Raw genomic sequence first — 21,601 nt, forward strand, 5'->3', positions numbered from 1 at the left:
GCACCACGACGCACGCGCCCCCGCCCATGCCCTCCACGGACCACCCCCCTCCCGGCTACAGTCGGAGCGACCCCGGGAGCGCCCCCGGGCACGACCGGGAAGACAGAGACGACGCGCATGGACAACCACCACGGCTGGCCCGGAAACGAGCTGGAAGAGACCCTTGCCGCCGCCCTCGGCAACCCCGCCGCCGGCGGTCGCATCGTCGAGGTGCTCGGGCGCAGCCACATATGGGTGCCGCTCCCCAACGGCGGGGGCCCCGACAGCCGGGACCTCGACCTGCCGACCACCGAGATAGACGGCGCCGCCTACGTCCCCGTCTTCAGCTCCGAGCAGCAGTTCCTCGCCACCGTCGGCGCGCACATGCCGTTCACCGTGGCGCCCGCCCGGGAGTTCGCCCGTGGCCTCCCCCCGCAGCTCGGCATCGCCGTGAACCCCGGCGGCGCCGTCGGCGTCCCGCTCCCCCCGCCCGCCGTGGCCGAACTGTGCAGGTCGGGACGGACCCCTCTGGACGGCCCCGCCTCCGGCGGCCGGGTGCGGCTGTTCGAGCCGGACTGGCAGGAGGAGCCGGTCGACTTCCTCGCCGCCGCGGCCGGTGAGTTCGAGGCGTCCGGTGTCGTCGTCAGCGCCCGCCGTGCGCTCGCCTCCGTCGAGGGCGACGAGCCCGCCCTCTTCGTCGGGGTGCAGCTCTCCTCCTGGGAGGGCGCGGACCGCAACGCCCCGATGGACGCCCTCGGCCGCGCGCTCGGCCGGGCCCACGTGCCGTGGCCGGTGAATCTCGTCCTTCTGGACGTTGCGCAGGACCCGGTGGCCGACTGGATGCTGGAGCGGGTCCGCCCCTTCTACGAGCGACTTCCGCGATAGAGGCCAGGTCTGTGTCGGAACTGCCGATTAAGCTGGTTTGATGGCCTGAACGGCGCGCCCCCGACCATCCGCCGCCCATGCGGCGGACGGTGACGGCACACGGCGGGCACCGCCGGGCGCACGGCACGGCACCAGCACAGGGCACACGGCACGCGGAAACGGCACGCAGCACCAGCACACGGCATCAGCAGGCAACGACGGGCGGCGGGGCGCGGATCGCGCCGCCCTGCAGGGACGAAGGGGCGGAATCCAGGGTGAGCGCGTCAGGCACCGCGGCGGCCGGGCAGGTCGAGCACATGCTGCGCCAGGTGACTCCCGGGCGCTTCGACGCGTACGAGGCACTCCTGCGCGCCCTCGCCGACCCGGCCGGCGGCCGTGTCTGGATGCTCCTGTGGCACGGGCAGCCCGGCTCCCCCGACGCCCAGTACGGCAACCTCGAGGTCGACGGCGCGGGCTACGCCCCGTGCGTGACCTCCCCGCAGGAGCTCGCCGCGTCCGGCTGGACCCGTGCGCACGAGGTGGTGAGCGGTCCCGACATCGCCCGCATCCTCTACCCCGAGCGGTGGGGCATCTGGCTCAACCCGCACGCCCGGGGCGGCGGGGTCGGCATCCCGTGGCTGGACCTGCGCCGTATCGCCGCCGGCCTCGACCGGATGCCGGCCGGCCCGCTGCGGCTGTCCGAACCGGCGGTCGAGATCCCCCAGTTCTACGCGCTCCTCACCCAGAACGCCCACCGCACCCCCGCCGTGCGCTCGCTGCGCCGCGCCTGGGTGCAGCCGGCGGTCGGCCCGGCCTATCTCGCCGTCGGCCTCGACCTGTACGACACGGGTCCGCAGGCGGTCGAGTCGGTGCGGGCCATGATGCAGCAGTCGGTCGGCGCGGTCCCGGACGGCCTGCCGGTCTCGACGGTCGCGCTCGCCGACGAGTACGACCCCGTGACGATGTGGATGCGGGCCAATACCCGCCCCTTCTACGACCGCGAGGCGCACGCCGGTGGGCCCGCCGCCGGTGCCGGGGGCTACGGCTACCCGCAGCCCGGCGCGGCCGGTGGCCTGCGCTGATCCACCCCGGCGCGCCGTCCGGACGGGCGGCGACCCGCCCGAGGCGTGAGATGCGGTTCGAACACCCATCCTCGAACTGCGCCAGATGTCAAGGGTGTTAACTGGCCGGGGGAGGATGTCCCGGATATGACCGGTTTGTTGAGTGTCCGGGTCTCAGGTAGGTATCACCGTTATCCGGACTGTTCACCGTCGTGCCCCTGATCTGTAGTGTTCGGCCGGTCAAGACCTCATACATGGTGAACCAGGGGTGGACCCATGCGAATATTCAAGTCCCGAGCCACTCGGGCGATCACGGCAGCGGTCGCTGTCGGTCTGATCGCCACGGGATGCTCCTCTGAGCGGGGCAAGGACGGTGACAAGGCCGGCGCGAAGGACACCTTCGTCTTCGCCGGTGCCGGCGACCCCGGTTCCCTCGACCCGGCCCTCGCCAGCGACGGCGAGACCTTCCGGGTCACCCGTCAGGCGTTCGAGGCGCTTCTCGAGCACGAGCCCGGAGGCAGCAAGCTCGTCGGCGGCCTCGCCGAGAAGTGGTCGAGCGACCCGGCCGGCAAGGTCTGGACGTTCAACCTGCGCCAGGGCGTGAAGTTCCACGACGGCGAGGCGTTCAACGCCGCCGCCGTCTGTGCGAACTACGACCACTGGTTCAACTGGAAGGGCACGTACCAGTCCAGCGCGGTCTCCTACTACTGGCAGACCATCATGGGCGGGTTCGCGAAGAACGAGGACCCCGAGGCCCCGAAGGCGAACTACAAGTCCTGCACCGCCAAGGACGAGAACACCGCCGTCATCGAGGTCAACGAGCCCTCCGCCAACCTCCCGGGCGGCTTCTCCCTCCAGGCCCTGGCGATCCACTCGCCGAAGGCCCTCAAGGAGTACGAGAAGCAGGACGCGACCGCCAAGGGCGACGCGATCACGTACCCGAAGTACAGCCAGGAGGCCGGCACGGTCGCCGGCACCGGCCCGTACAAGATCACCAAGTGGAACAAGGGCAACAAGGAGGTCTCGCTCACGGCCTTCGACGACTACTGGGGTGAGAAGGCCAAGGTCAAGAACCTGGTCTTCCGCACGATCGACACCGAGGAAGGCCGCCGCCAGGCCCTTCAGGCCGGTGACATCGACGGCTACGACCTCGTCGCCCCGGCCGATGTGAAGACGCTGGAGGGCGAGGGCTACCAGGTCCCGACCCGTGACGTCTTCAACATCTTCTACGTCGGCATGAGCCAGGAGGTGAACCCGGCGCTGAAGAAGGCCGAGGTCCGCCAGGCCATCACCCACGCCATCGACCGCGAGAACCTCGTCAAGACCCAGCTGCCCGAGGGCGGCAAGGCCGCGACCCAGTTCATGCCCGACACGGTCGCCGGCTTCTCCGACAAGGTGAAGACCTACCCCTTCGACACCAACAAGGCCAAGGAGCTCCTCAAGGCCGCCGGTGAGGAGAAGCTGAAGGTCGAGTTCTGCTACCCGACCGAGGTCACCCGCCCGTACATGCCCGCTCCGCAGGACATGTTCGAGCTGATGAAGGCCGACCTGGAGAAGGCCGGCATCACCGTCGTCCCGAAGGCCATGAAGTGGGCCCCGGACTACCTGGACGCCACCGAGGCGGGCTCCTGCGCCCTGCACATGCTCGGCTGGACCGGTGACTTCAACGACGGCTTCAACTTCATCGGCACCTGGTTCGCCGGGTACGACAAGCAGTGGGGCTTCAAGGACCAGAAGGTCTTCGACGCGGTCAACGCCGCCTCGAAGGTGACCGACCCCGCGGGTCGCACCGACGCCTACAAGGCCGCCAACGAGGCGATCATGGCCTACGCCCCCGGCGTGCCGATCTCGTCCTCGCCGCCGGCCATCGCGTTCGGCAAGAACGTCAACCCGCCGAAGGTCTCCCCGCTGACGCAGGAGAACTTCGCCGAGGTCTCCTTCAAGTAACCGAAACCCCTGCGGGTCCGCCCGGCCACAGCACCTCCGTGGCCGGGCGGACCCGCATCGACGCACGTAAGAAAGGGGCATGCGGGGTGCTGCGACTCGTCGTACGAAGACTGCTACAGCTCATTCCCACCCTGCTCGGCCTGTCGGTTCTGCTCTTCCTGTGGCTGAACCGACTGCCCGGCGGACCCGCCTCAGCGATCCTGGGCGAGCGGGCGACCGAAGCCGAAGTGGCGAGAATCAACCGTGTGCTGGGCCTCGACGAGCCCGTCCACGTCCAGTACTGGCGCTTCCTCAAGCGCATCGCCGAACTCGACCTCGGCACGTCCACCCAGACCGGCCAGCCGGTGTGGGACGAGTTCACCCTGCGCTTCCCGGCGACGGTCGAGCTCAGCGTCGCGGCGATCCTCATCGCCGTCCTCGTCGGCATCCCGCTCGGCTACCTGGCCGCCAAGCACCGCGGCGGCTGGCTCGACGTGGCCTCGGTGTCCGGATCGCTGATCGGCATCTGCATCCCGGTGTTCTTCCTCGCACTGCTGCTCAAGGGCATCTTCGCGGTCGAGCTGCAGTGGTTCCCCAGCTACGGACGACTCTCGACGGGCCTCGACGCCACCGACGTCACCGGCTTCGCGACCCTCGACGGCCTGCTGACCGGTGAGCTCGACGCCACCTGGGACGCGATCATGCACCTGATCCTGCCGGCGATCGCGCTCGCCTCCATCCCGCTCGCGGTGATCGTGCGCATGACCCGGGCCAGCGTCCTGGAGGTCCTCGGCGAGGACTACGTCCGCACGGCGGAGTCCAAGGGCCTGGACAAGCGCGTGGTGCGGGGCCGGCACGTGCTGCGCAACGCCATGCTCCCCGTGATCACGGCCGTGGGTCTGCTGACCGGCAGCCTCCTGTCGGGCGCGGTGCTCACCGAGTCGGTGTTCTCCTTCGGCGGCATCGGCTCCTTCATCCGCACCTCGATCGACGCACGCGACTACCCGGTGCTCGTCGGGTTCATCCTCTTCATCGCGATGGTGTACGTCCTCATCAACCTGCTGGTCGACCTCGCGTACAGCATCATCGACCCGAGAGTGCGGGTGCACTGACGTGACGACCATGACCAAGAAGGCCGACAGGATCGATCGGCTCGCCGAGCTGATGCAGACCTCCGAGGCCACCACCGGCGCCAGCCTGTGGCGCGAGGCCATGCGGCGGCTGCGTTCCAGCAAGATGGCGATCATCGGTGCCGCCGTCATCGCCGTCTTCGTGGTGCTCGCGATCATCGGACCGTGGATCGCCCCGCACAGCCCCACCGCGCAGACCTGGCGCGGCGAGGTCTTCCCCAACCAGGGCAAGTTCGTCGGCATGCGCGGCGAGAACTGGTTCGGCCTCGACCACCTGGGCCGCGACCTGTTCTCCCGGATGCTGGTCGGCGCGCGCCAGACCCTGCTCGTCGGCGTCGTCTCGATGCTCATCGGCCTCGTCGTGGGCGCGCTCGTCGGCATCCTGTCCGGCGCCGCCGCCACGCTCGGCGGACGGTTCGGCCGGCAGGTCGACACCGTGATCATGCGCATCACCGACATCATGCTGTCGCTGCCGGGCCTGCTGCTGGCGGTCTCGATCGCCGCGGTCATGGGCCAGTCCCTGACCACGGTGATGATCGCGGTCGGTGTCGTGCAGATCCCCGTCTTCGCCCGCATGCTGCGCGGTTCGATGCTCGCCCAGGGCGGCGCCGACTACGTGCTCGCGGCGAAAGCGCTCGGTGTGCGCAAGAAGCGGATCGTGCTCACGCAGATCCTGCCGAACTCGCTCAGCCCCGTGATCGTCCAGGCGACGCTCAGCCTCGCCACGGCGATCATCGAGGCCGCGGCGCTGTCCTACCTGGGCCTCGGCAACCCCGACCCCGCCGTGCCCGAGTGGGGCGTCATGCTCTCCCAGGCGCAGCGGTTCTTCGACAACGAGCCCATGATGGCGGCCTACCCGGCCGTCGGCATCATCATCACCGCCCTCGGCTTCACCCTGCTCGGCGAGGCCATGCGCGAAGCCCTCGACCCGAAGCTGCGAGGCTGAAGTCCCATGGCACTGCTTTCCGTTGACGAACTCAGCGTCACCTTCACCGCCAAGGGCCGCAAGGACTCCACCGCGGTCGACGGCGTCTCCTTCGACGTCGACCAGGGTCAGGTCGTCGGTCTCGTCGGCGAGTCGGGGTGCGGCAAGTCCGTCACTTCGCTCGCGCTGATGGGACTGCTGCCGGACAAGGGTGTGCGGATCGGCGGCCGGGCCGTCTTCGACGGCGAGGACCTGCTGTCGATGAGCCCGCGCAAGCGGCGCGACCTGCGCGGCAGCCAGCTGGCGATGATCTTCCAGGACCCGCTGTCCTCGCTGAACCCGGTCGTCCCGATCGGTGTGCAGGTCACCGAGATCCTCCAGCGGCACCGCGGCCTGAAGGGCGAGGCCGCCCGCAAGGAGGCCGCCCACCTGCTGGACCGGGTCGGCATCCCCGACCCGACCCGGCGGCTCAAGGAGTACCCGCACCAGCTGTCCGGCGGCATGCGCCAGCGCGCGCTGATCGCCATGGCCGTCGCGTGTGCCCCCCGCATGCTGATCGCGGACGAGCCGACCACCGCGCTCGACGTGACGATCCAGGCGCAGATCCTGGAACTGCTCAAGGAACTGGTCGACCAGGAGGGCACCGCCCTGCTGATGATCACCCACGACCTGGGCGTCGTCGCCGGCCTGTGCGACCAGGTCAACGTGCTCTACGCGGGACGGGCGGTGGAGTCCGCCGCGCGGCGTGAGCTGTTCGCGCACCCCACGCACCCGTACGCGCACGGGCTGCTCGGTTCCATCCCGCGTCTCGACGCCCCCCGCGGCGAGCCGCTCAGCCCGATCCGCGGCTCCATCAACGACCGGATCGCCTGGGCCGACGGCTGCGCCTTCGCGCCCCGCTGCGACTTCTACACGATGGAGTGCCTGACGGGCACCCCCGAACTGACCGAACCACGCGCCGCGGGCCACCAGGTGCGCTGCGTCAACCCGGTCCTTCCCAAGCCCAAGGCGGAGGTCTCGGCATGAGTCTGCTCGAACTCGACGGTGTGAAGGTCCACTTCCCCGTCAAGAAGGGCATCTTCTTCGACCGCACGGTCGGCCACGTCTACGCGGTCGACGGCGTCTCGCTGAAGGTCGAGGCGGGCCAGACGTACGGGCTCGTCGGCGAGTCGGGCTGCGGCAAGACGACGCTCGGCCGGGCCGTGCTGCGGCTGGTGGACATCACCGACGGCGAGGTCGTCTTCGACGGCACCGACCTGGCGAAGCTGCCCGACGAGGAGATGCGCCGCTTCCGGCGCCGCCTCCAGATGGTCTTCCAGGACCCGCTGGGCAGCCTCAACCCCCGGCAGAACATCGAGTCGATCCTCGCCGAGGGCATGGCCGCGCACGGCATCGGCAAGGACCAGGCCGAGCGGCGGGAGAAGATCCAGGAGATCCTCGCCAAGGTCGGCCTGCCGGCCAACGCGCTCTCCCGCTACCCGCACGAGTTCTCCGGCGGTCAGCGCCAGCGCATCGGCATCGCGCGGGCGCTCGTCCTCGAACCGGACGTGATCATCTGCGACGAGCCGGTGTCCGCGCTGGACGTCTCCGTGCAGGCGCAGGTCATCAACCTGCTGGAGGAGCTCCAGGAGTCCCTGGGTCTCACCTACCTGGTGATCGCCCACGACCTCGCCGTCGTCCGGCACATCTCCGACGTCATCGGGGTGATGTACCTGGGCGGCCTCGTCGAGGAGGCGCCGAGCGACGTGCTGTACGAGGGCCCCAAGCACCCGTACACCAAGGCGCTCATGTCGGCCGTGCCGGTGCCCGACCCCGAGGTCGAGGACCGGCGCGAGCGGATCCTGCTCCAGGGCGACCTGCCGTCGCCGGCGAACCCGCCGGCCGGCTGCCGCTTCCACACCCGGTGCCCCTGGGCGCAGGACAAGTGCGCGGTCGAGCGTCCGGTGCTGACCGACCTCGGCGACGGCCACAAGGTGGCCTGCCACTTCGCGAAGGAGATCGACGAGGGCACGGTCGCGCAGACCCGCTCCACCGGCATCGACGCGGTCGTGGCGACGGAGGCGGTGGCGTCGAAGGAGGCCGCGGTCTCCGAGACGGTGACGGACCCGGCGTCCGCCGCGGTCGCCGTCCCGTCTCCCCGCCCCGCCGCCGACGACGCACCGGCGGGCGGGTCCGCGGAGGCGGACGCGCCCGAGGACGACGCGGCCGGTTCGGACGCCGAGTCCGCCGACGCCGACGAGCCCGCCTCCGCGGAGGGCGAGGCGGCCGACGGCTCCGGCGCAGATGCCGACGCCCGTGCCGACGAGCCCGAGGGCTCCGACGCCGAGGCGCCCGTCGCGGACGCGCCGAAGGGATCGGACGCCGACGCGCCGAAGGGCTCCGGTGCCGACGAGCCGAAGGGCTCCGGCGCCACCGCCGCGTCGGCGGCGAAGCCCGCCGGGAAGGGTGCCGCCGAGTCCGGCTGACGGACTCGGGAGCGGCCGGGAACACCGGGCACGGACACGCACGGTAGAACTGTCCGGTGTTCCAAGAACTCTTCACGCCCTCCGTCCAGCACGCGCTCGACCTCGCGGGGATCTTCGTCTTCGCGATCTCGGGCGCGCTGCTCGCCGTACGCAAGAACTTCGACGTCTTCGGCATCGCCGTCCTCGCCGAGGTGACGGCGCTGGGCGGAGGGCTGATCCGCGACCTGATCATCGGGGCCGTACCGCCCGCGGCCTTCACCGATCTCGGGTACTTCGTGACACCCCTGGTCGCCACCGCGCTGGTCTTCTTCCTCCACCCGCACGTGGAGCGCATCCAGGTCGGTGTGAACGTCTTCGACGCGGCCGGACTGGGCCTCTTCTGCGTGACCGGGACGACCAAGGCGTACGAGTTCGGCCTCGGCCTCACCGCTTCGGCCGCGCTGGGTGTGGCGACGGCCGTCGGCGGCGGTGTGCTGCGTGACGTCCTGGCCAACGAGGTGCCCTCGCTGCTGCGCTGGGACCGGGACCTGTACGCGGTGCCGGCGATCGTCGGCGCCACCATGGTCGTGCTGTGCATCCGCTTCGACGCCCTCAACGCGGCGAGCAGCGGCGTCGCGGTCGTGACCGCCTTCGTCCTGCGTCTGCTGGCCATGCGCTACCACTGGCGTGCGCCCCGTGCCTGGAACCGGCGTTCGGCGGCCACCGAGGAAAAAGCTACCGCTCAGTAATTGTTTGTTGTACCGTACCGGCATGGCAGAGGCAGCACAGGCGACGGCGCAGGCGGCGGTACCCGTACCGCGATCCGCCCGGGCGACCGTCGGCGACAGCGAGTTCGACCGCGACACCGCGGTCACCCGCCGTGAGCCCGGTGTCTACGACGCGGAGCTCTCGGCCGGCTGGACGATCATCCACGCCGTCAACGGCGGCTACCTGCTCGCGATGCTGGGCCGCGCCCTCGGCGACGCCCTCCCGCATCCCGACCCCTTCTCCGTCTCGGCGCACTACCTCACGGCGTCCCGGCCCGGCCCCGCCGTGATCCGCACCGAGGTCGTCCGCACCGGCCGCACCCTTTCCACCGGGCAGGCGTCGCTCCTCCAGTTCGAGGAGGACGGCACCGAGGTCGAGCGCATCCGCGTCCTCGCCACCTACGGCGACCTGGACGCCCTGCCCGACGACGTGCGCACCACGGCCGAGCCGCCGGCCATCGCCCCGATCGACCACTGCTTCGGCCCCTCGGACGGCCCCGCCCCGATCCCCGGCAGCTCCGCGATCACCGAGCGGCTGGACATCAAGCTCGACCCGGCGACGATCGGCTGGGCGATCGGCGCCCCCTCCGGCAAGGGCGAGATGCGGGGCTGGTTCGCGCTGGCCGACGGCCGCGACGCGGACCCGCTGTCGCTGCTGCTGACGGTGGACGCGCTGCCGCCGACCTCGTTCGAGCTGGGCCTGACCGGCTGGACCCCGACGGTCGAGCTGACCACGCATGTGCGCTGCCGCCCCGCCCCCGGTCCGCTGCGGGTCGCGATCACCACCCGCAACCTGGCGGGCGGCTTCCTGGAGGAGGACGCCGAGGTCTGGGACTCCGCGGACCGTCTCGTCGCCCAGTCCCGCCAGCTCGCCAAGGCGCCCCGCACCGCCTGACGGCGCCCGCACGTGCACGCACCGCGCCCCCGTCCACCGGACGGGGGCGCGGTGCGTGCGGTGCGCCTCACTCAGTCCAGCCAGTGCCGGCGGCCGAGGCTCACCAGCCGCAGTCTGCGCCGCGCCAGCGCGCTCACCCGCTCCTCGTCCTCCGGGCCCGCCTCCAGGAGTGCCGAGGCGGTCATCACCATGTGGTCGACGTACATCCCGGCGAGCATGTCCAGGTCGTCCCTGCTCCACCCCGCCGACTCGGGCTCCGCGGCGAAGACCGCCGCCACCTCGTCCGCGAAGCGCCCCAGCTGCTCGCCGATCGCCGCGCGCACGGCGGCCACGCCGCCGTGCTGCTCCCGGGCCACGAAGCGCACATGGGCCGGAGAGGTGCGCACCAGCTCGGCCACGAGCGCCACCGTCCGATCGATGCGGGCCTCGTCCGCCGGCTCCGTCAGGGCCTCCCCGATCGTCGCGTGGAGCGAGCCGAGGGCCTCCTCGACCAGGGCGACGCCGAGGTCGGCCATGCCCGTGAAGTGCCGGTAGAAGGCGGTCGGCGCGACCCCCACGGCCCGGGTGACCTCACGCAGTCCGACGCTGCTCAGGCTCTGGTCCTCCAGCAGCCGCAGTGCCGCGTCCAGCAGCGCCTGACGGGTCTTCTGCTTCTGGGCCTGACGGATGCCGACGGTGTGACTCATGACATTCAGTAAACAACCGTTATCTCGAATTGGGAAGAGTAGACTCGACGGTCAGTGAACATACGTACTCTCAAGTGCAGTCGTCCACCGGAAGGACAGTCGTGATCGTCCTCGTCGCAGCGCTCCTCGTCATGGGCATCATGCTGGGCGCCGTGGTCCAACTCCCCGCATCCGTATCCCTCGTGGCCGGCGCCCTCATCGGCTGCTGGCTGATCGCCTTCGCCGTGCGCGAGCGCCGCGCCCGGCGAGGCTGACCCGGAAGGAGAGAACCTCATGCGTATCGACACCCTCGTACGGCCCACCACCGGCACGTCCGGCACGGCCCGCCACCGACCCGCCGCCGCGGACGGCGCCCCCGAGCGGCGCACGGAGGAGCCCGGCACCACGCCGGCCCCCGCCCCCACGGGCACCCGGGACGCCGACGGCATGGCCGTCGCCGCCTTCGTCCTCGGCCTCACCGGGCTGCTCGTCATGAACATCGTGCTCGGGCCGATCGCCATCGTGCTCGCGACCCTCGCCCTGCTGCGCGGCACCGCCCGCCGCCGCCGGGCCCTCCTCGGCCTCGGGCTCGGCGTCGCCGACCTCGTGGTCCTGGCCGTCCTGGTCACGGCGAACGGCTCCGTCGTCTGGGGCTTCGGCGGCTGACCGACCTCGCGGTACGCCCGCCGCAACCCGGGGGAGAGCCGCCCCCCGGGCCCCCTACGGCACCCCGGCCCGGGCCTTTGCGCGCCCCCGGCGCGCAGTCAGGACGGGCGTGCCCCCCTGCGCCGCGTCCGCGCCCTCGGACCGCCTCGTAGAATCGGGGCCATCATGGCCTACCTCGACCACGCCGCGACGACTCCGATGCTTCCGGAGGCGATCGAGGCGATGACCGCCCAGCTCGCCGTCACCGGCAACGCGTCCGCACTGCACGCCGCCGGCCGCCGGGCCCGCCGTACCGTCGAGGAGTCCCGCGAAACCCTCGCCGAAGCCCTCGGCGCCCGCCCCAGCGAAGTCGTCTTCACCTCGGGCGGCACCGAGGCGGACAATCTCGCCGTCAAGGGCCTGTACTGGGCCCGCCGCGACGCCGACCCCGCCAGGACACGCGTCCTGGCCAGCCCCGTCGAGCACCACGCCGTGCTGGACGCCGTGGACTGGCTCGCCGAGCACGAGGGCGCGACCGTCGAGTACCTGCCGGTCGACACCCACGGGCGGGTCCACCCCGACACCCTGCGCGAGGCCATCGCCCGCAACCCCGACGACGTCGCCCTGGCCACCGTCATGTGGGCCAACAACGAGATCGGCACCGTCTTCCCGGTCGCCGGACTCGCCTCGGTGGCGAAGGAGTTCGACGTCCCCCTGCACGCCGATGCCGTACAGGCCTTCGGTCAGCTCGACGTCGACTTCGCCGCCTCCGGGCTCGCCGCGATGACCGTCTCCGGCCACAAGATCGGCGGCCCGTACGGCATCGGCGCCCTGCTCCTGGGCCGCGAGTACAGCCCCGTCCCCGTGCTCCACGGCGGCGGCCAGGAACGCCATGTGCGCTCCGGCACCCTCGACGTGCCGGCCGTCGCCGCGTTCGCCGTCGCCGGGCACCTCGCCGCCGAGCGCCGCGAGGAGTTCGCCCGCGACATCGGCGCGCTGCGCGACAGCCTGGTCAGCGCCGTGCGCGAGGCCGTCCCCGACGCGATCCTCGGCGGCGACCCGGTCGACCGCCTGCCCGCCAACGCGCACTTCACGTTCCCCGGCTGCGAGGGCGACTCGCTGCTCCTGCTCCTCGACGCCCAGGGCATCGAGTGCTCCACCGGATCCGCCTGCACCGCCGGCGTCGCCCAGCCCAGCCACGTCCTCCTCGCCACCGGCACCGCCCCCGACCTCGCCCGCGGCACCCTGCGCTTCAGCCTCGGCCACACCTCCACCAAGGCGGACGTCGACGCGGTCGCCCAGGCCATCGGCCCCGCGGTCGAGCGGGCGCGGACGGCGGGGCTGACCTAGCGCGGCCGGGCGCGGCCAGTCCTGCGCCTGGTTGTGCGCGGGCGTGCGCCGGGCCGGTCTCGGCCGCCTTCCGCCTGCTTCTCGGACACCTATCCGGAATGCTCCTCCGGATGGGCGGTCCCTCCCGCACGATGCGCATCAGGAAGGCCGCGACGCGGCTGCGTGTGCTGGGGGAGAGCATGGGGGAAAGTGTCATGCGCATGACCAGGTTGTCGTGTCACATGCTCCCCGCCTGCCGCGCGGTCCGGGGCCTTGGACACCGAACCGACCGGGAGTATCCGAGATGACACCGCCCAAGCGCTCGTACCTGCTCAGAACGCTCACGGCGTTCGCGGCCGCGTTCGCCGTCGCACTCCTGCCCGCCGCACCCGCGGCGGCCGAGGCGGCGGACAGCCGGGGCACGTCCTTGACCGGACTGAGCGGACTGACGCTCACCACGGCCAACGGCGGCCGCAACCTCGACGTGCAGAACGGGAACACCGGGGAGGGCGTCTTCCTCGTCACCAACTCCGCACCCGGCTACCACCAGCAGTGGACCGCCGACCTCCAGTCCAACGGCTCGTTCACCCTCGTCAACGACGCGACCGGCAAGTGCGCGGCGGTCGGCGTCCCGCTCCGCCAGCAGAACTGCTCGGGCGTGTCGGCGCAGCGCTGGTACTTCCAGCCGGTGACCGGCGCCGCCGACACCTTCATGATCCGCAACGCCGGCACCCACAAGTGCCTCGACATCGTGCTCGGCGCCCAGTACGACGACGCCTGGACGCAGACCTACACCTGCAACGGAAGCCGGGCCCAGCAGTGGCGCCTCCCTGCCTCGGCGTCCCCGGCCGCCTTCGACGCCGCCGTGGACTTCGCCTCGATCCGGTGCCAGCAGGACGCCTCGACCTGCACCTGGCGCAAGGGCGTTCAGGCGCCCGCCGTGCCGCTGCCGAAGCAGTGCGTCTCCCCGGTCTGGTACAACGGCACGGCCCAGCCCGTGCAGTGGACCTTCTCGCTCTCCACCACCAGCGGCTGGACGAGCACGCTCGGCATCCAGTTCACCGCCGAGCTCTCCGGAGGCGCGCCCGGAGCCCTGCAGACCCGTGTCAGCCAGACCATCTCCGGCAGCGTCTCGTACGACCTCAAGGAGACCCTGGGCAACAGCCTGGCCGTCTCCGTGCCGCCCGCCCACTACGGATGGGTGGCGCTCGCGGCGCTCGCCACCGAGGTGACCGGTGAGTGGACCTTCGACGCGGGCGGCTACCCGTGGAAGACCCAGGACACCGTGACCGTCCCGCTGACCAGTGACGCCCAGGGCGGCGCGAGCGTCTACCTCGCCCGGACCGGCACCGAGTTCACCGGCTGCGCCGCCTGACGGATCGGGGCTGCGCACGGAGGGCGCGCACATCCGCGGGGTGGGCGCGCCCTTCGACCGCGGGTCGCAGCCGCGCGCGTGCGCGGCCGCCCGGAACGGCGCGACGCCGGACACGACGGCCCGCCGCCGTAGACCCTCGGGCCGCCCCGGACTCAGCCGTACGCCGGCCACACGCCCGGCACGTCCCCGCCCTCCCCCTTCTCCTTCGCCGTACGGCTGTTCCGCGTCTCGCGCACCGCCCTCACGTCCTTCCCGTCCCCGAGTACGCCGGCCGGCGCACGGCGTGGGTCACGCCGTGCGCCGGGGCAGTGTTCAACGGGGGCCGCGGCAGCCGGGACACGTCGTCGCATCCGTACACCGGCCGTACAGGTGCGGAGGACGGCGGCGCTCAGTCCGCCAAACGGACCGGCATCAGCAGCGAGTAGGTGCCCTCGTCGTCGGGGCGGCGGATCACCACGGGGGCCGTCGGCGCGCCGAGTTCCAGGACGAGCCGGTCCCGGGCGCCGGCGGCGAGGGCGTCCAGCAGATAGGCGCGGTTCACGCCGACGCGGTGCTCGTCCTCGTCACCATCGCCGCGGACCGCCACCCTCCCGCCGTCCACGGCGATCACGCTCACCTCGTAGGAGACTCCCCTCCGCTCGGAGTCCTCGTGGTCGCGCACCGGCCCGGACCGCAGGGCCTCGCCGAAGGCGGCGACGTCCACGACGGCGGTGCGGCCGGCCGGGAGCTGGACGAGACGCCGGTAGTCGGGGAACTCGTGCTCCAGGCGCTGCCCGCCCGCCTGGCCGCCGTCGGTCTCCAGCGTCACGCGGTCCCCGTCCAGGCTGAGCCGGGCGGTCTCCTCGCCGCCGAGCAGCGCCCGCATCGCGTCGACCAGCGGCGCGCCGACGAGAGCCTGCACCCGGTCGCCGCCGTGGCCCTCGGTGCCCGCCTCGCCGACGGCCAGCCGGTAGCGGTCGGTGGCCACGACCCGCAGCGCGTCGCCCTCGATGTCGAGGAGCACCCCGCCGAGCACGGGCAGTTCGGGATCGGCGCCCACCGCGAAACGGACCGCGTCCAGGGCGGCGGCCAGGCGGCCGGCGGGGACGGTGACACGGACGGGGGCGGACGTGCCGAGCGAGGTCATGGGGTTCTCCCTGTCGTCGAGCTGCTCTCGGATCGTGGAGAACTCGGTGCGGGCGTCGGACAGCCCTTGTTCGAGCCGGCGCAGGTGCGCGTCGAGCAGCCCGCGCACCAGCTCCGTGTCCGCGCCGGACCACCCGGCCAGCACCAGCCGGATGTCCGCCAGCGGCATCTGGGCCCGGCGCAGCCGGGTCAGCACTTTCGCCTCGTCGAGCTGCCCGGGCTCGTACCAGCGGTAGCCGCTCAGCGGATCCACCCAGGCGGGCACGAGGACACCGGCCCGGTCGTAGAACCGCAGCGCGCTCGCGCTCAGTCCGCTGTCCCTGGCCATCTCCCCGATACTGCGCATCTCGCTCTCCACACCCATGACCCTGGGCCCTGCACCATGTCGAGGGTCAACCTACGGGGCGCCTCCCAGGCCCACCCGCACCCGCCGCGGATGCGTCAGCGCCGCTCGGACGATCCGTTCGAGCACTCGTCCGTCCACGTCGACCGGAAGCAGCGACCGGTGGCGCGCACCCGCCGGTGACGTCCGGAGGTGGGCCACCACCAGCCGCCCGCCGCGGACCGCCGCCGCGAGTCCCTCCGCGTGCCGGACGGGGTCGACGGCCACGCGCAGGACGCGCGGGCCGGGGCCCGAGGCGGCGGGGTCCGTGGCCCGCTCCGTGACCGTGATGCCGACGTAGCCGTTGCCGGAGCTGTGGACGAACAGCGTCAGCGCCTTCTCCAGGGCCGTCCCCGGCATGCGGTCTCCCCGGACGATCGCCGCCGACCGCGGCAGACCGTCCAGGTCGAGGTACAGGAACGGCAGGGGCGCCTGCCCTTCGTCCGCGTCCGGCATGGTCTCCAGGGTCACGGCGACCAGCGGTGCCGCGTCGTGGAACGGCGGGTCGGGCACGGGGGAGCGAGGACCGTCCGCCGCCGTGACGGTCACCTCGAAGGGATCGCGGGGCGGGCCGCCCCTCCCGCCGTCCATCCCCTGTCAGGCGACGGGATCGACGGCGGGTGCCGACGCCGCCCTGATCCGTCCGTCGGGGTCGACGACGTCGCTGCTCCGCAGCCGGTGCTCGATGTGCTCCAGCACGGCGCGCTCGACGTCGCAGACGGCGATGCCGTCGACGACCGTGTGCACGTTGTCGCGGTTGCTCGCGATGGGTGCGCCGGAACATGCGCCGAAGTACTTGCAGTTCAGGCAGTTCGCGGCCATCCGGGTCTCCGCGGCGACGGCCGATGCCTCGAAGCGCGAACCCGAGAGCAGCTCACCGATCGGGGTGGTGAAGATGTTGCCCAGACAGGCTTCGGGGTCCTCGTAGGGGTCTCCGTAGGCGTAGACGTCGCCGGGCGTGTCCACGACCATGACCGACATCCACTCGCGCTGGTTGAAGTACACGCGCGGGGCGTCGGGGTTGAGGTGGCGCAGCACGATCTGGAAGTGGCTGTCCAGCGGGGAGACCTGCACCGGGGTGTCGCTCTCCAGCCAGAGATCGGCCATCTCGCTGAGCGCGGAGACGATCTCCGGGACGGTGATGTCGTACGCCAGGTGCTGGTCGTCGTAGGCGCCGTCGAAGAGGGGGAGCACCCGGAAACCGATGCCCGCCTTCTCGTAGAAGGCGAAGGTGTCCTTCACCCTGCGCAGGTTCCGCCGGGTGAGCACGGTGATGCAGCCGAACTGCACCCCTTCGGAGCGCAGCCGCTCCATGTTGGCGACGACCCTGCTCTGCTGGTCCCGGCCGGCGATGTTCACGCGGAGTCCGCTGAAGAGGTCGACGGAGACGCCGACATGGTCGAATCCGTCCCTCAGGAGTCTGATCCGCTCGTCGTCGAGGACGGTGAGGTTCGTCTGGACGAAATTGCTCACCGTCAGCGCGTCACCGAAGATTTCACGCTGGTCGTCCAGGCTCCGCCAATAGTATTCCGGTTCGATCATGAGCGGTTCGCCGCCGTGCCAGACGATGTGGAGGTGCGTGCGCGCGCCGTCCTCCCGGTCTCTTTCCACGTAGTAGTCGCGCATGTGCACGTACATGGAACGCAGTTGTTCCCGGCTCATCCGTTCGCGCTGTCCGAGGTCGGCGAACTCGTAGCAGTAGGAGCATCGCAGATTGCAGAACTTGGATATCTTGACGACGAATTGGACCTGTCTCTTCGTTTCCCTCGCCACTCGCCGGCCTCCTCGCACATAGGGATGTCAGGGACGCGGATCACCGGATGCGGCCGGCGGACGCGGTCCGCACCCGGTTCGGAGCCTGGTGAACACCGCCGGCACGGGCACCGGCGGGTGAGATCAGGACAGGTCGTCGAGGATCCGGCTCAGCGGCGCGTCGGCGGCCGTCCTCCCGGACTCGGCGGGGGTGAAGCCCTGGAGGTACGGCTGGACCCGCTGCAGGTAGGGGTTGATCACCTCGTTGTAGACCCTGTTGTAGATCTCGTTGAACTGCGAGTACAGGCCGTCGGCGGAGAGCGCCTCCTGGTCCGCCTCCGCCGACTGGGCGGCGAGCGTCGCCCGTGCCGAGTCGGAGACGGCGACCGTCTGCGCGGGCTGAGCGGGCGCGGCGGCGGCCTGGGCGACACCGGCCGCGAGGGCCGGTGCGGCCAGTCCGGCGGCCAGGGTCGCCAGATAGGCGAGATAACGCTGGGGATCGACGGGTCTCATTGCTCCTCCATTTCCGGGAACGCGCCCCCCGGACATGAGGAATCGGACCGGCGCACGCGTCACGAGGAACGGGTGCGAGCACGACTCACTATCGCGGCGGTGCACGTACCTCATGAGCGGACAACCGAAGCGCGGACGCGAGAAGGCGGCCACCGCGGGGGAATCCCCGAGGCGAAATCCGACCGGCTCCGGCGCCTGGCGCTGCCGGTATTGAAGGCGTCACGGACCCGGCCGGTCAACAGGGTGATTCGCCTTCCGTCCGGCCGTGCGGGCGATGGCCTGATGAACGCGCCGGGATTCCGCGCGGGGAATCGGCTGTCCCGTCCCTTCCGGTCCCGCACCCGGGTGTGTACGGGAAACCCCAGTTGGCCGGGGTTCTCCGGGCGGCGGGGCCGGTCGTCGAGCCTGCCCGGCCGGGCCTCGCGGGCATCGACCCGGCGTCTGCACAGGAGCCTCTTCCGCCTCGCGTTCCTCAGGCGGATGCTCCTGTGGACGGTCATTTTGGCGAGAAGGCGTCTCAGGCCGGGTTCGCGTCCGCAGCGGCGCGGGACGACCCTGCGCCGGGCCGGGCGGCCTCGCCCCCTTCTGCGAGCCGTTCCCGACCGGACCGGACCGGACCGGACCGGACGTCCACGTCCCGCGGGTCCGTCCCGGGCGGCTCCGCAGGGACCCGCGCGCGGCCGGCCGGGCCACCGGACCGCCCCGCGCCCGGGCCTCCGTCAGGCCTTGCGCGCCTCCGCGGCCCGCTTCGCCTCGGGCAGCGCCTCCTCCACCAGCTTCATGTACCGGTCCCAGTCCCAGTGCGGGCCCGGATCCGTGTGGTCGGTGCCCGGGATCTCCACATGGCCGACGATGTGCTCGCGGTCCACCGGTATGTCGTGACGCGCGCAGATGTCGGCCGTCAGCCGCGCCGAACCGGCGTACATCGCGGCCGTGAGGTCCTTCGGCCGGTCCACGAACCCCTCGTGCTCGATGCCGATGCTGCGCTCGTTGTAGGAGCGGTTGCCGCAGTGGTAGGCGACGTCGTACTCGCGGATCATCTGCGCGACGTGACCGTCCTTGCGCACCACGTAGTGGGTCGCCGCCTTGTGCAGAGGGTCCCGGAAGACCTTCAGGGCCGTCGCGTAGCTGCCCTGCACGACGTGGATCACGACCCGGTCGATCTCGTAGTCGTCCGGCCGCCAGGCCAGCCGCCAGTTCGCGGCGTTCGCCGAGACCCACTGGGCTCCCGCGAAGTCGAGCTCGCCCTCCTTGCGCGGCGGACGCACCCAGGGCATGCCGCGCCACAGCCGCCGGATCTCCTCCTCGGCCCACAGCCCGCCGCCCACCACCGCTGCGCCGCCGCCGATCAGCACGGCCCGCCTGGTCATGTTCGGTTTCTGCGCGGGCTTCTTCCGGCTGCCGCGACCGCTCTCGCTCCCCATGCCGACCACAACGCATACTCACGAGCTTTCGGTTCCCCGGGACCCGTACCCTGGTACCGCTATGACTGAGACCTCCCAGCGCCCCCTCCGCGTCCTCGCCGCCATGTCGGGCGGTGTCGACTCCGCCGTCGCCGCCGCCCGCGCAGCCGAGGCGGGGCACGACGTCACCGGCGTGCACCTGGCCCTCTCCGCGAACCCGCAGTCCTTCCGCACGGGCGCCCGCGGATGCTGCACCATCGAGGACTCGCGCGACGCGCGCCGTGCCGCCGACGTCATCGGCATCCCCTTCTACGTGTGGGACCTCGCCGAGCGCTTCCGCGAGGACGTGGTGGAGGACTTCGTCGCCGAGTACGAGGCCGGGCGCACGCCCAACCCGTGCCTGCGCTGCAACGAGAAGATCAAGTTCGCCGCGCTCCTCGACAAGGCGCTCGCGCTGGGCTTCGACGCGGTGTGCACGGGCCACTACGCGACCGTGGTGCTGAACGACGACGGCACCCGCGAGCTGCACCGGGCCAGCGACATGGCCAAGGACCAGTCGTACGTGCTGGGCGTGCTGGACGAGAAGCAGCTCGCGCACGCCATGTTCCCGCTGGGGGACACCCTGACCACCAAGGACGAGATCCGGGCCGAGGCCGAGCGCCGGGGCCTGGCCGTGGCCAAGAAGCCCGACAGCCACGACATCTGCTTCATCGCCGACGGCGACACCCAGGGCTTCCTGGCGAACCGCCTCGGCCGCGCCGAGGGCGACATCGTCGACGAGGCGGGCGCGAAGCTCGGCACCCACGAGGGCGCCTACGGATTCACCATCGGCCAGCGCAAGGGCCTGCGCATCGGCCACCCCGCGCCCGACGGCAAGCCGCGCTACGTCCTCGACATCTCCCCGGTGGACAACACCGTCACCGTCGGCCCCGTCGAGGCGCTGGACGTCCACGCCCTCACCGCGATCAAGCCCCGCTGGTGCGGCACGGCACCGTCGGGACCGGGCACCTACACGGCCCAGCTCCGCGCCCACGGCGGCGAGACCGAGGCCACCGCGGAGCTGGTCGGCGGCGAGCTGCGCGTCGACTTCTCCGAGCCCGTCCGCGGCGTCGCCCCCGGCCAGGCGATCGTGCTCTACGACGGCACCCGCGTCGTCGGCTCGGCGACGATCGCGACGACCCGACGGGCGACCGCGTCGGTCTGAGGCGGCCCGCGGTCCGCGCCGCCGCGAGGCGCGCCGACGGCGTGAACGGCCCCTGCGGGATCGCGGCGGACCGCCGGCTCCCGGCACCCCGGGTCGCGGCGGACCGCCGGCATGCGGCGTCGGCGCCGCATGCCGGGACGAGGGGTCTCAGGGAACGGACAGGGCGTTGCGGTGGGGAGGGCGACGTGGTGTCATCTCCGGCATGAGGAGTGCCCACACAGGTCACACCGTGCCGCTGGACCCCTTCTGGCCCAGCCGCCGCGCCGACCACTTCGACCAGATCTGTCGCTGAGCACCTCGTTCTCCACAGCCTCCGGCCCCATTCGCGGGTGCCCTCGGGGCTGCTCCCCGTGACACGGCCGGCGAAGACCCCCACGAAGACCCCCTGGGTGTCCGTCCCGCCGTCCCTGTGGCGCTGACGCGCTCGCCGTAGCCCGTCCGCCCTCGCCCTCCGTCCCGCGCCCCCCGCCGGGCCGCCCCGTCCGCGCACCGCCCACCCGCTCTGGCGTGCCCCGCCCCGGGGCCGCCGCGGCGCGGCCGGTCCGGTGATGCCGCGGCGGTGGGGCAAACGGCGCCGTGCGCGTGCCCGGTGGGGGCTCTCGTGTCCCCTTCCGCCGAACCATGGAGCCTCGCCATGTCCTGCTGCGTCCCGTCAGCCGACGGCCACAGCCGCTGCCACGCGCCCGCCGCCGGCGGCGGTGTGCTCATCGGTTCCCTCGGCACCACCCCTCCCGGCCCGTTCCGCCCGGCCGCGGACCGGCGCGGCACCCGGGGCCAAGTGCGCCTGCCGGGGGGCACGTTCGCCATGGGCGACGGCTTCGGCGAGGGCTACGCGGCGGACGGCGAGGGACCGGTGCACCAGGTCCGCCTCGACCCGTTCCTCATGGACGCCACCACCGTCACCAACGCCGCGTTCGCCGCCTTCGTCAAGGACACCGGCTACGTCACGGACGCCGAACGGCTGGGCATGTCCGCCGTGTTCCACCTCGCGGTGCGCGCCGAACCCGGAGACGTGCTGGGCCGGGCCGCCGGCACCCCCTGGTGGCTGGTGGTGCGGGGCGCCTCGTGGCGTCACCCCGCCGGACCGCTCTCGTCCGCCGGCACCCTCCAGAACCACCCGGTGGTGCAGGTCAGCTGGAACGACGCCCAGGCGTACTGCGCCTGGGCCGGGAAGCGGCTGCCGACCGAGGCCGAGTGGGAGTACGGCGCGCGCGGCG

21 protein-coding genes are annotated in these 21,601 nt (G+C 72.0%); 15 read left to right on the forward strand and 6 right to left on the reverse strand.

Annotated elements, in window-relative coordinates; genetic code table 11:
• Window positions 1-117: 117 nt before the first annotated feature.
• The 9 genes from EAO77_RS13495 to EAO77_RS13535 all read left to right on the forward strand — a co-directional run bounded on the left by EAO77_RS13495 (window position 118) and on the right by EAO77_RS13535 (window position 9,991).
• Window positions 118-864 carry an enhanced serine sensitivity protein SseB gene (locus tag EAO77_RS13495; protein ID WP_147988238.1) on the forward strand — a complete coding sequence of 249 codons (747 nt, stop codon included), beginning with the start codon at window positions 118-120 and terminating at the stop codon, window positions 862-864.
• 254 nt (window positions 865-1,118) lie between these two features.
• A complete protein-coding gene (locus EAO77_RS13500; RefSeq protein ID WP_147988239.1) occupies window positions 1,119-1,925 on the forward strand; it encodes an enhanced serine sensitivity protein SseB C-terminal domain-containing protein in 807 nt (268 codons plus the stop codon).
• Between the two features lie 255 nt (window positions 1,926-2,180).
• Window positions 2,181-3,851 carry an ABC transporter substrate-binding protein gene (locus EAO77_RS13505; RefSeq protein ID WP_147988240.1) on the forward strand — a complete coding sequence of 557 codons (1,671 nt, stop codon included), beginning with the start codon at window positions 2,181-2,183 and terminating at the stop codon, window positions 3,849-3,851.
• An 86-nt stretch (window positions 3,852-3,937) separates the two neighbouring features.
• Window positions 3,938-4,942, forward strand: a complete 1,005-nt coding sequence (locus tag EAO77_RS13510; protein WP_147988241.1) for an ABC transporter permease — start codon at window positions 3,938-3,940, stop codon at window positions 4,940-4,942.
• Window position 4,943: 1 nt separating this feature from the next.
• Window positions 4,944-5,906 (forward strand): ABC transporter permease, encoded by a 963-nt coding sequence (locus EAO77_RS13515; protein WP_261993889.1) that lies wholly within the window; start codon window positions 4,944-4,946, stop codon window positions 5,904-5,906.
• A 6-nt stretch (window positions 5,907-5,912) separates the two neighbouring features.
• Window positions 5,913-6,911: an ABC transporter ATP-binding protein gene (locus EAO77_RS13520; RefSeq protein WP_147988242.1), complete on the forward strand. Its 999-nt coding sequence runs from the start codon at window positions 5,913-5,915 to the stop codon at window positions 6,909-6,911.
• The gene (locus EAO77_RS13525) at window positions 6,908-8,350 is read left to right on the forward strand and encodes an ABC transporter ATP-binding protein (RefSeq protein WP_261993890.1); all 1,443 of its coding nucleotides are present in this window, start codon (window positions 6,908-6,910) and stop codon (window positions 8,348-8,350) included. Before EAO77_RS13520 ends, EAO77_RS13525 begins: the two co-directional genes overlap by 4 nt.
• Window positions 8,351-8,406: 56 nt before the next feature.
• Entirely contained in the window at window positions 8,407-9,078 is a 672-nt protein-coding gene (locus EAO77_RS13530) for a trimeric intracellular cation channel family protein (RefSeq protein ID WP_147988243.1), read from the forward strand.
• A gap of 22 nt (window positions 9,079-9,100) precedes the next feature.
• The gene (locus EAO77_RS13535) at window positions 9,101-9,991 is read left to right on the forward strand and encodes a thioesterase family protein (RefSeq protein ID WP_147988244.1); all 891 of its coding nucleotides are present in this window, start codon (window positions 9,101-9,103) and stop codon (window positions 9,989-9,991) included.
• Window positions 9,992-10,062: 71 nt separating this feature from the next.
• Here EAO77_RS13535 and EAO77_RS13540 read toward each other — a convergent pair whose 3' ends face one another.
• Window positions 10,063-10,677, reverse strand: coding sequence for a TetR family transcriptional regulator (locus tag EAO77_RS13540; RefSeq protein ID WP_147988245.1), 615 nt, complete (start codon window positions 10,675-10,677; stop codon window positions 10,063-10,065).
• 101 nt (window positions 10,678-10,778) lie between these two features.
• Between EAO77_RS13540 and EAO77_RS38595 the strand changes: the two genes are divergently transcribed.
• The 4 genes from EAO77_RS38595 to EAO77_RS13555 all read left to right on the forward strand — a co-directional run bounded on the left by EAO77_RS38595 (window position 10,779) and on the right by EAO77_RS13555 (window position 14,005).
• Window positions 10,779-10,931: a hypothetical protein gene (locus EAO77_RS38595; RefSeq protein ID WP_187283205.1), complete on the forward strand. Its 153-nt coding sequence runs from the start codon at window positions 10,779-10,781 to the stop codon at window positions 10,929-10,931.
• A 19-nt stretch (window positions 10,932-10,950) separates the two neighbouring features.
• Window positions 10,951-11,322: a hypothetical protein gene (locus tag EAO77_RS39965; protein ID WP_261993891.1), complete on the forward strand. Its 372-nt coding sequence runs from the start codon at window positions 10,951-10,953 to the stop codon at window positions 11,320-11,322.
• Window positions 11,323-11,487: 165 nt separating this feature from the next.
• Complete coding sequence (locus tag EAO77_RS13550; RefSeq protein WP_147988246.1) at window positions 11,488-12,651, forward strand: cysteine desulfurase family protein; 1,164 nt, start codon at window positions 11,488-11,490, stop codon at window positions 12,649-12,651.
• A gap of 283 nt (window positions 12,652-12,934) precedes the next feature.
• Window positions 12,935-14,005: an RICIN domain-containing protein gene (locus tag EAO77_RS13555; RefSeq protein ID WP_147988247.1), complete on the forward strand. Its 1,071-nt coding sequence runs from the start codon at window positions 12,935-12,937 to the stop codon at window positions 14,003-14,005.
• 388 nt (window positions 14,006-14,393) lie between these two features.
• Here EAO77_RS13555 and EAO77_RS13560 read toward each other — a convergent pair whose 3' ends face one another.
• The 5 genes from EAO77_RS13560 to EAO77_RS13580 all read right to left on the reverse strand — a co-directional run bounded on the left by EAO77_RS13560 (window position 14,394) and on the right by EAO77_RS13580 (window position 19,201).
• The gene (locus EAO77_RS13560) at window positions 14,394-15,476 is read right to left on the reverse strand and encodes a MerR family DNA-binding transcriptional regulator (protein ID WP_147988248.1); all 1,083 of its coding nucleotides are present in this window, start codon (window positions 15,474-15,476) and stop codon (window positions 14,394-14,396) included.
• A gap of 51 nt (window positions 15,477-15,527) precedes the next feature.
• Window positions 15,528-16,103 carry a hypothetical protein gene (locus EAO77_RS13565; protein WP_147988249.1) on the reverse strand — a complete coding sequence of 192 codons (576 nt, stop codon included), beginning with the start codon at window positions 16,101-16,103 and terminating at the stop codon, window positions 15,528-15,530.
• Between the two features lie 6 nt (window positions 16,104-16,109).
• Window positions 16,110-17,285 carry a radical SAM protein gene (locus EAO77_RS13570; protein ID WP_187283206.1) on the reverse strand — a complete coding sequence of 392 codons (1,176 nt, stop codon included), beginning with the start codon at window positions 17,283-17,285 and terminating at the stop codon, window positions 16,110-16,112.
• Between the two features lie 123 nt (window positions 17,286-17,408).
• Complete coding sequence (locus tag EAO77_RS13575) at window positions 17,409-17,777, reverse strand: hypothetical protein (protein WP_147988251.1); 369 nt, start codon at window positions 17,775-17,777, stop codon at window positions 17,409-17,411.
• A gap of 719 nt (window positions 17,778-18,496) precedes the next feature.
• Window positions 18,497-19,201 (reverse strand): N-acetylmuramoyl-L-alanine amidase, encoded by a 705-nt coding sequence (locus EAO77_RS13580; protein ID WP_147988252.1) that lies wholly within the window; start codon window positions 19,199-19,201, stop codon window positions 18,497-18,499.
• A gap of 61 nt (window positions 19,202-19,262) precedes the next feature.
• On the opposite strand from EAO77_RS13580, the gene mnmA reads away from it, so the two are divergent.
• Both mnmA and EAO77_RS13590 read left to right on the forward strand, forming a co-directional pair.
• Window positions 19,263-20,384 (forward strand): tRNA 2-thiouridine(34) synthase MnmA, encoded by a 1,122-nt coding sequence (mnmA, locus tag EAO77_RS13585; RefSeq protein ID WP_147988253.1) that lies wholly within the window; start codon window positions 19,263-19,265, stop codon window positions 20,382-20,384.
• A gap of 634 nt (window positions 20,385-21,018) precedes the next feature.
• Window positions 21,019-21,601 (forward strand): SUMF1/EgtB/PvdO family nonheme iron enzyme (locus tag EAO77_RS13590; RefSeq protein ID WP_147989115.1); only part of this gene is annotated, 583 nt, incomplete at its 3' end.

This window comes from Streptomyces sp. T39, from assembly GCF_008042045.1.
Lineage (GTDB): Bacteria > Actinomycetota > Actinomycetes > Streptomycetales > Streptomycetaceae > Streptomyces.

Bases quoted from the DNA above. Each gene is read 5' to 3' on its own strand.
- EAO77_RS13580 (WP_147988252.1), bottom strand. From the start codon at position 19,201: ATGGGGAGCGAGAGCGGTCGCGGCAGCCGGAAGAAGCCCGCGCAGAAA.
- EAO77_RS13495 (WP_147988238.1), top strand. From the start codon at position 118: ATGGACAACCACCACGGCTGGCCCGGAAACGAGCTGGAAGAGACCCTT.
- EAO77_RS39965 (WP_261993891.1), top strand. From the start codon at position 10,951: ATGCGTATCGACACCCTCGTACGGCCCACCACCGGCACGTCCGGCACG.
- EAO77_RS13540 (WP_147988245.1), bottom strand. From the start codon at position 10,677: ATGAGTCACACCGTCGGCATCCGTCAGGCCCAGAAGCAGAAGACCCGT.
- EAO77_RS13520 (WP_147988242.1), top strand. From the start codon at position 5,913: ATGGCACTGCTTTCCGTTGACGAACTCAGCGTCACCTTCACCGCCAAG.
- EAO77_RS13560 (WP_147988248.1), bottom strand. From the start codon at position 15,476: ATGCGCAGTATCGGGGAGATGGCCAGGGACAGCGGACTGAGCGCGAGC.
- EAO77_RS13505 (WP_147988240.1), top strand. From the start codon at position 2,181: ATGCGAATATTCAAGTCCCGAGCCACTCGGGCGATCACGGCAGCGGTC.
- mnmA (WP_147988253.1), top strand. From the start codon at position 19,263: ATGACTGAGACCTCCCAGCGCCCCCTCCGCGTCCTCGCCGCCATGTCG.
- EAO77_RS13525 (WP_261993890.1), top strand. From the start codon at position 6,908: ATGAGTCTGCTCGAACTCGACGGTGTGAAGGTCCACTTCCCCGTCAAG.
- EAO77_RS13575 (WP_147988251.1), bottom strand. From the start codon at position 17,777: ATGAGACCCGTCGATCCCCAGCGTTATCTCGCCTATCTGGCGACCCTG.
- EAO77_RS13550 (WP_147988246.1), top strand. From the start codon at position 11,488: ATGGCCTACCTCGACCACGCCGCGACGACTCCGATGCTTCCGGAGGCG.
- EAO77_RS13555 (WP_147988247.1), top strand. From the start codon at position 12,935: ATGACACCGCCCAAGCGCTCGTACCTGCTCAGAACGCTCACGGCGTTC.
- EAO77_RS13565 (WP_147988249.1), bottom strand. From the start codon at position 16,103: ATGGACGGCGGGAGGGGCGGCCCGCCCCGCGATCCCTTCGAGGTGACC.
- EAO77_RS13535 (WP_147988244.1), top strand. From the start codon at position 9,101: ATGGCAGAGGCAGCACAGGCGACGGCGCAGGCGGCGGTACCCGTACCG.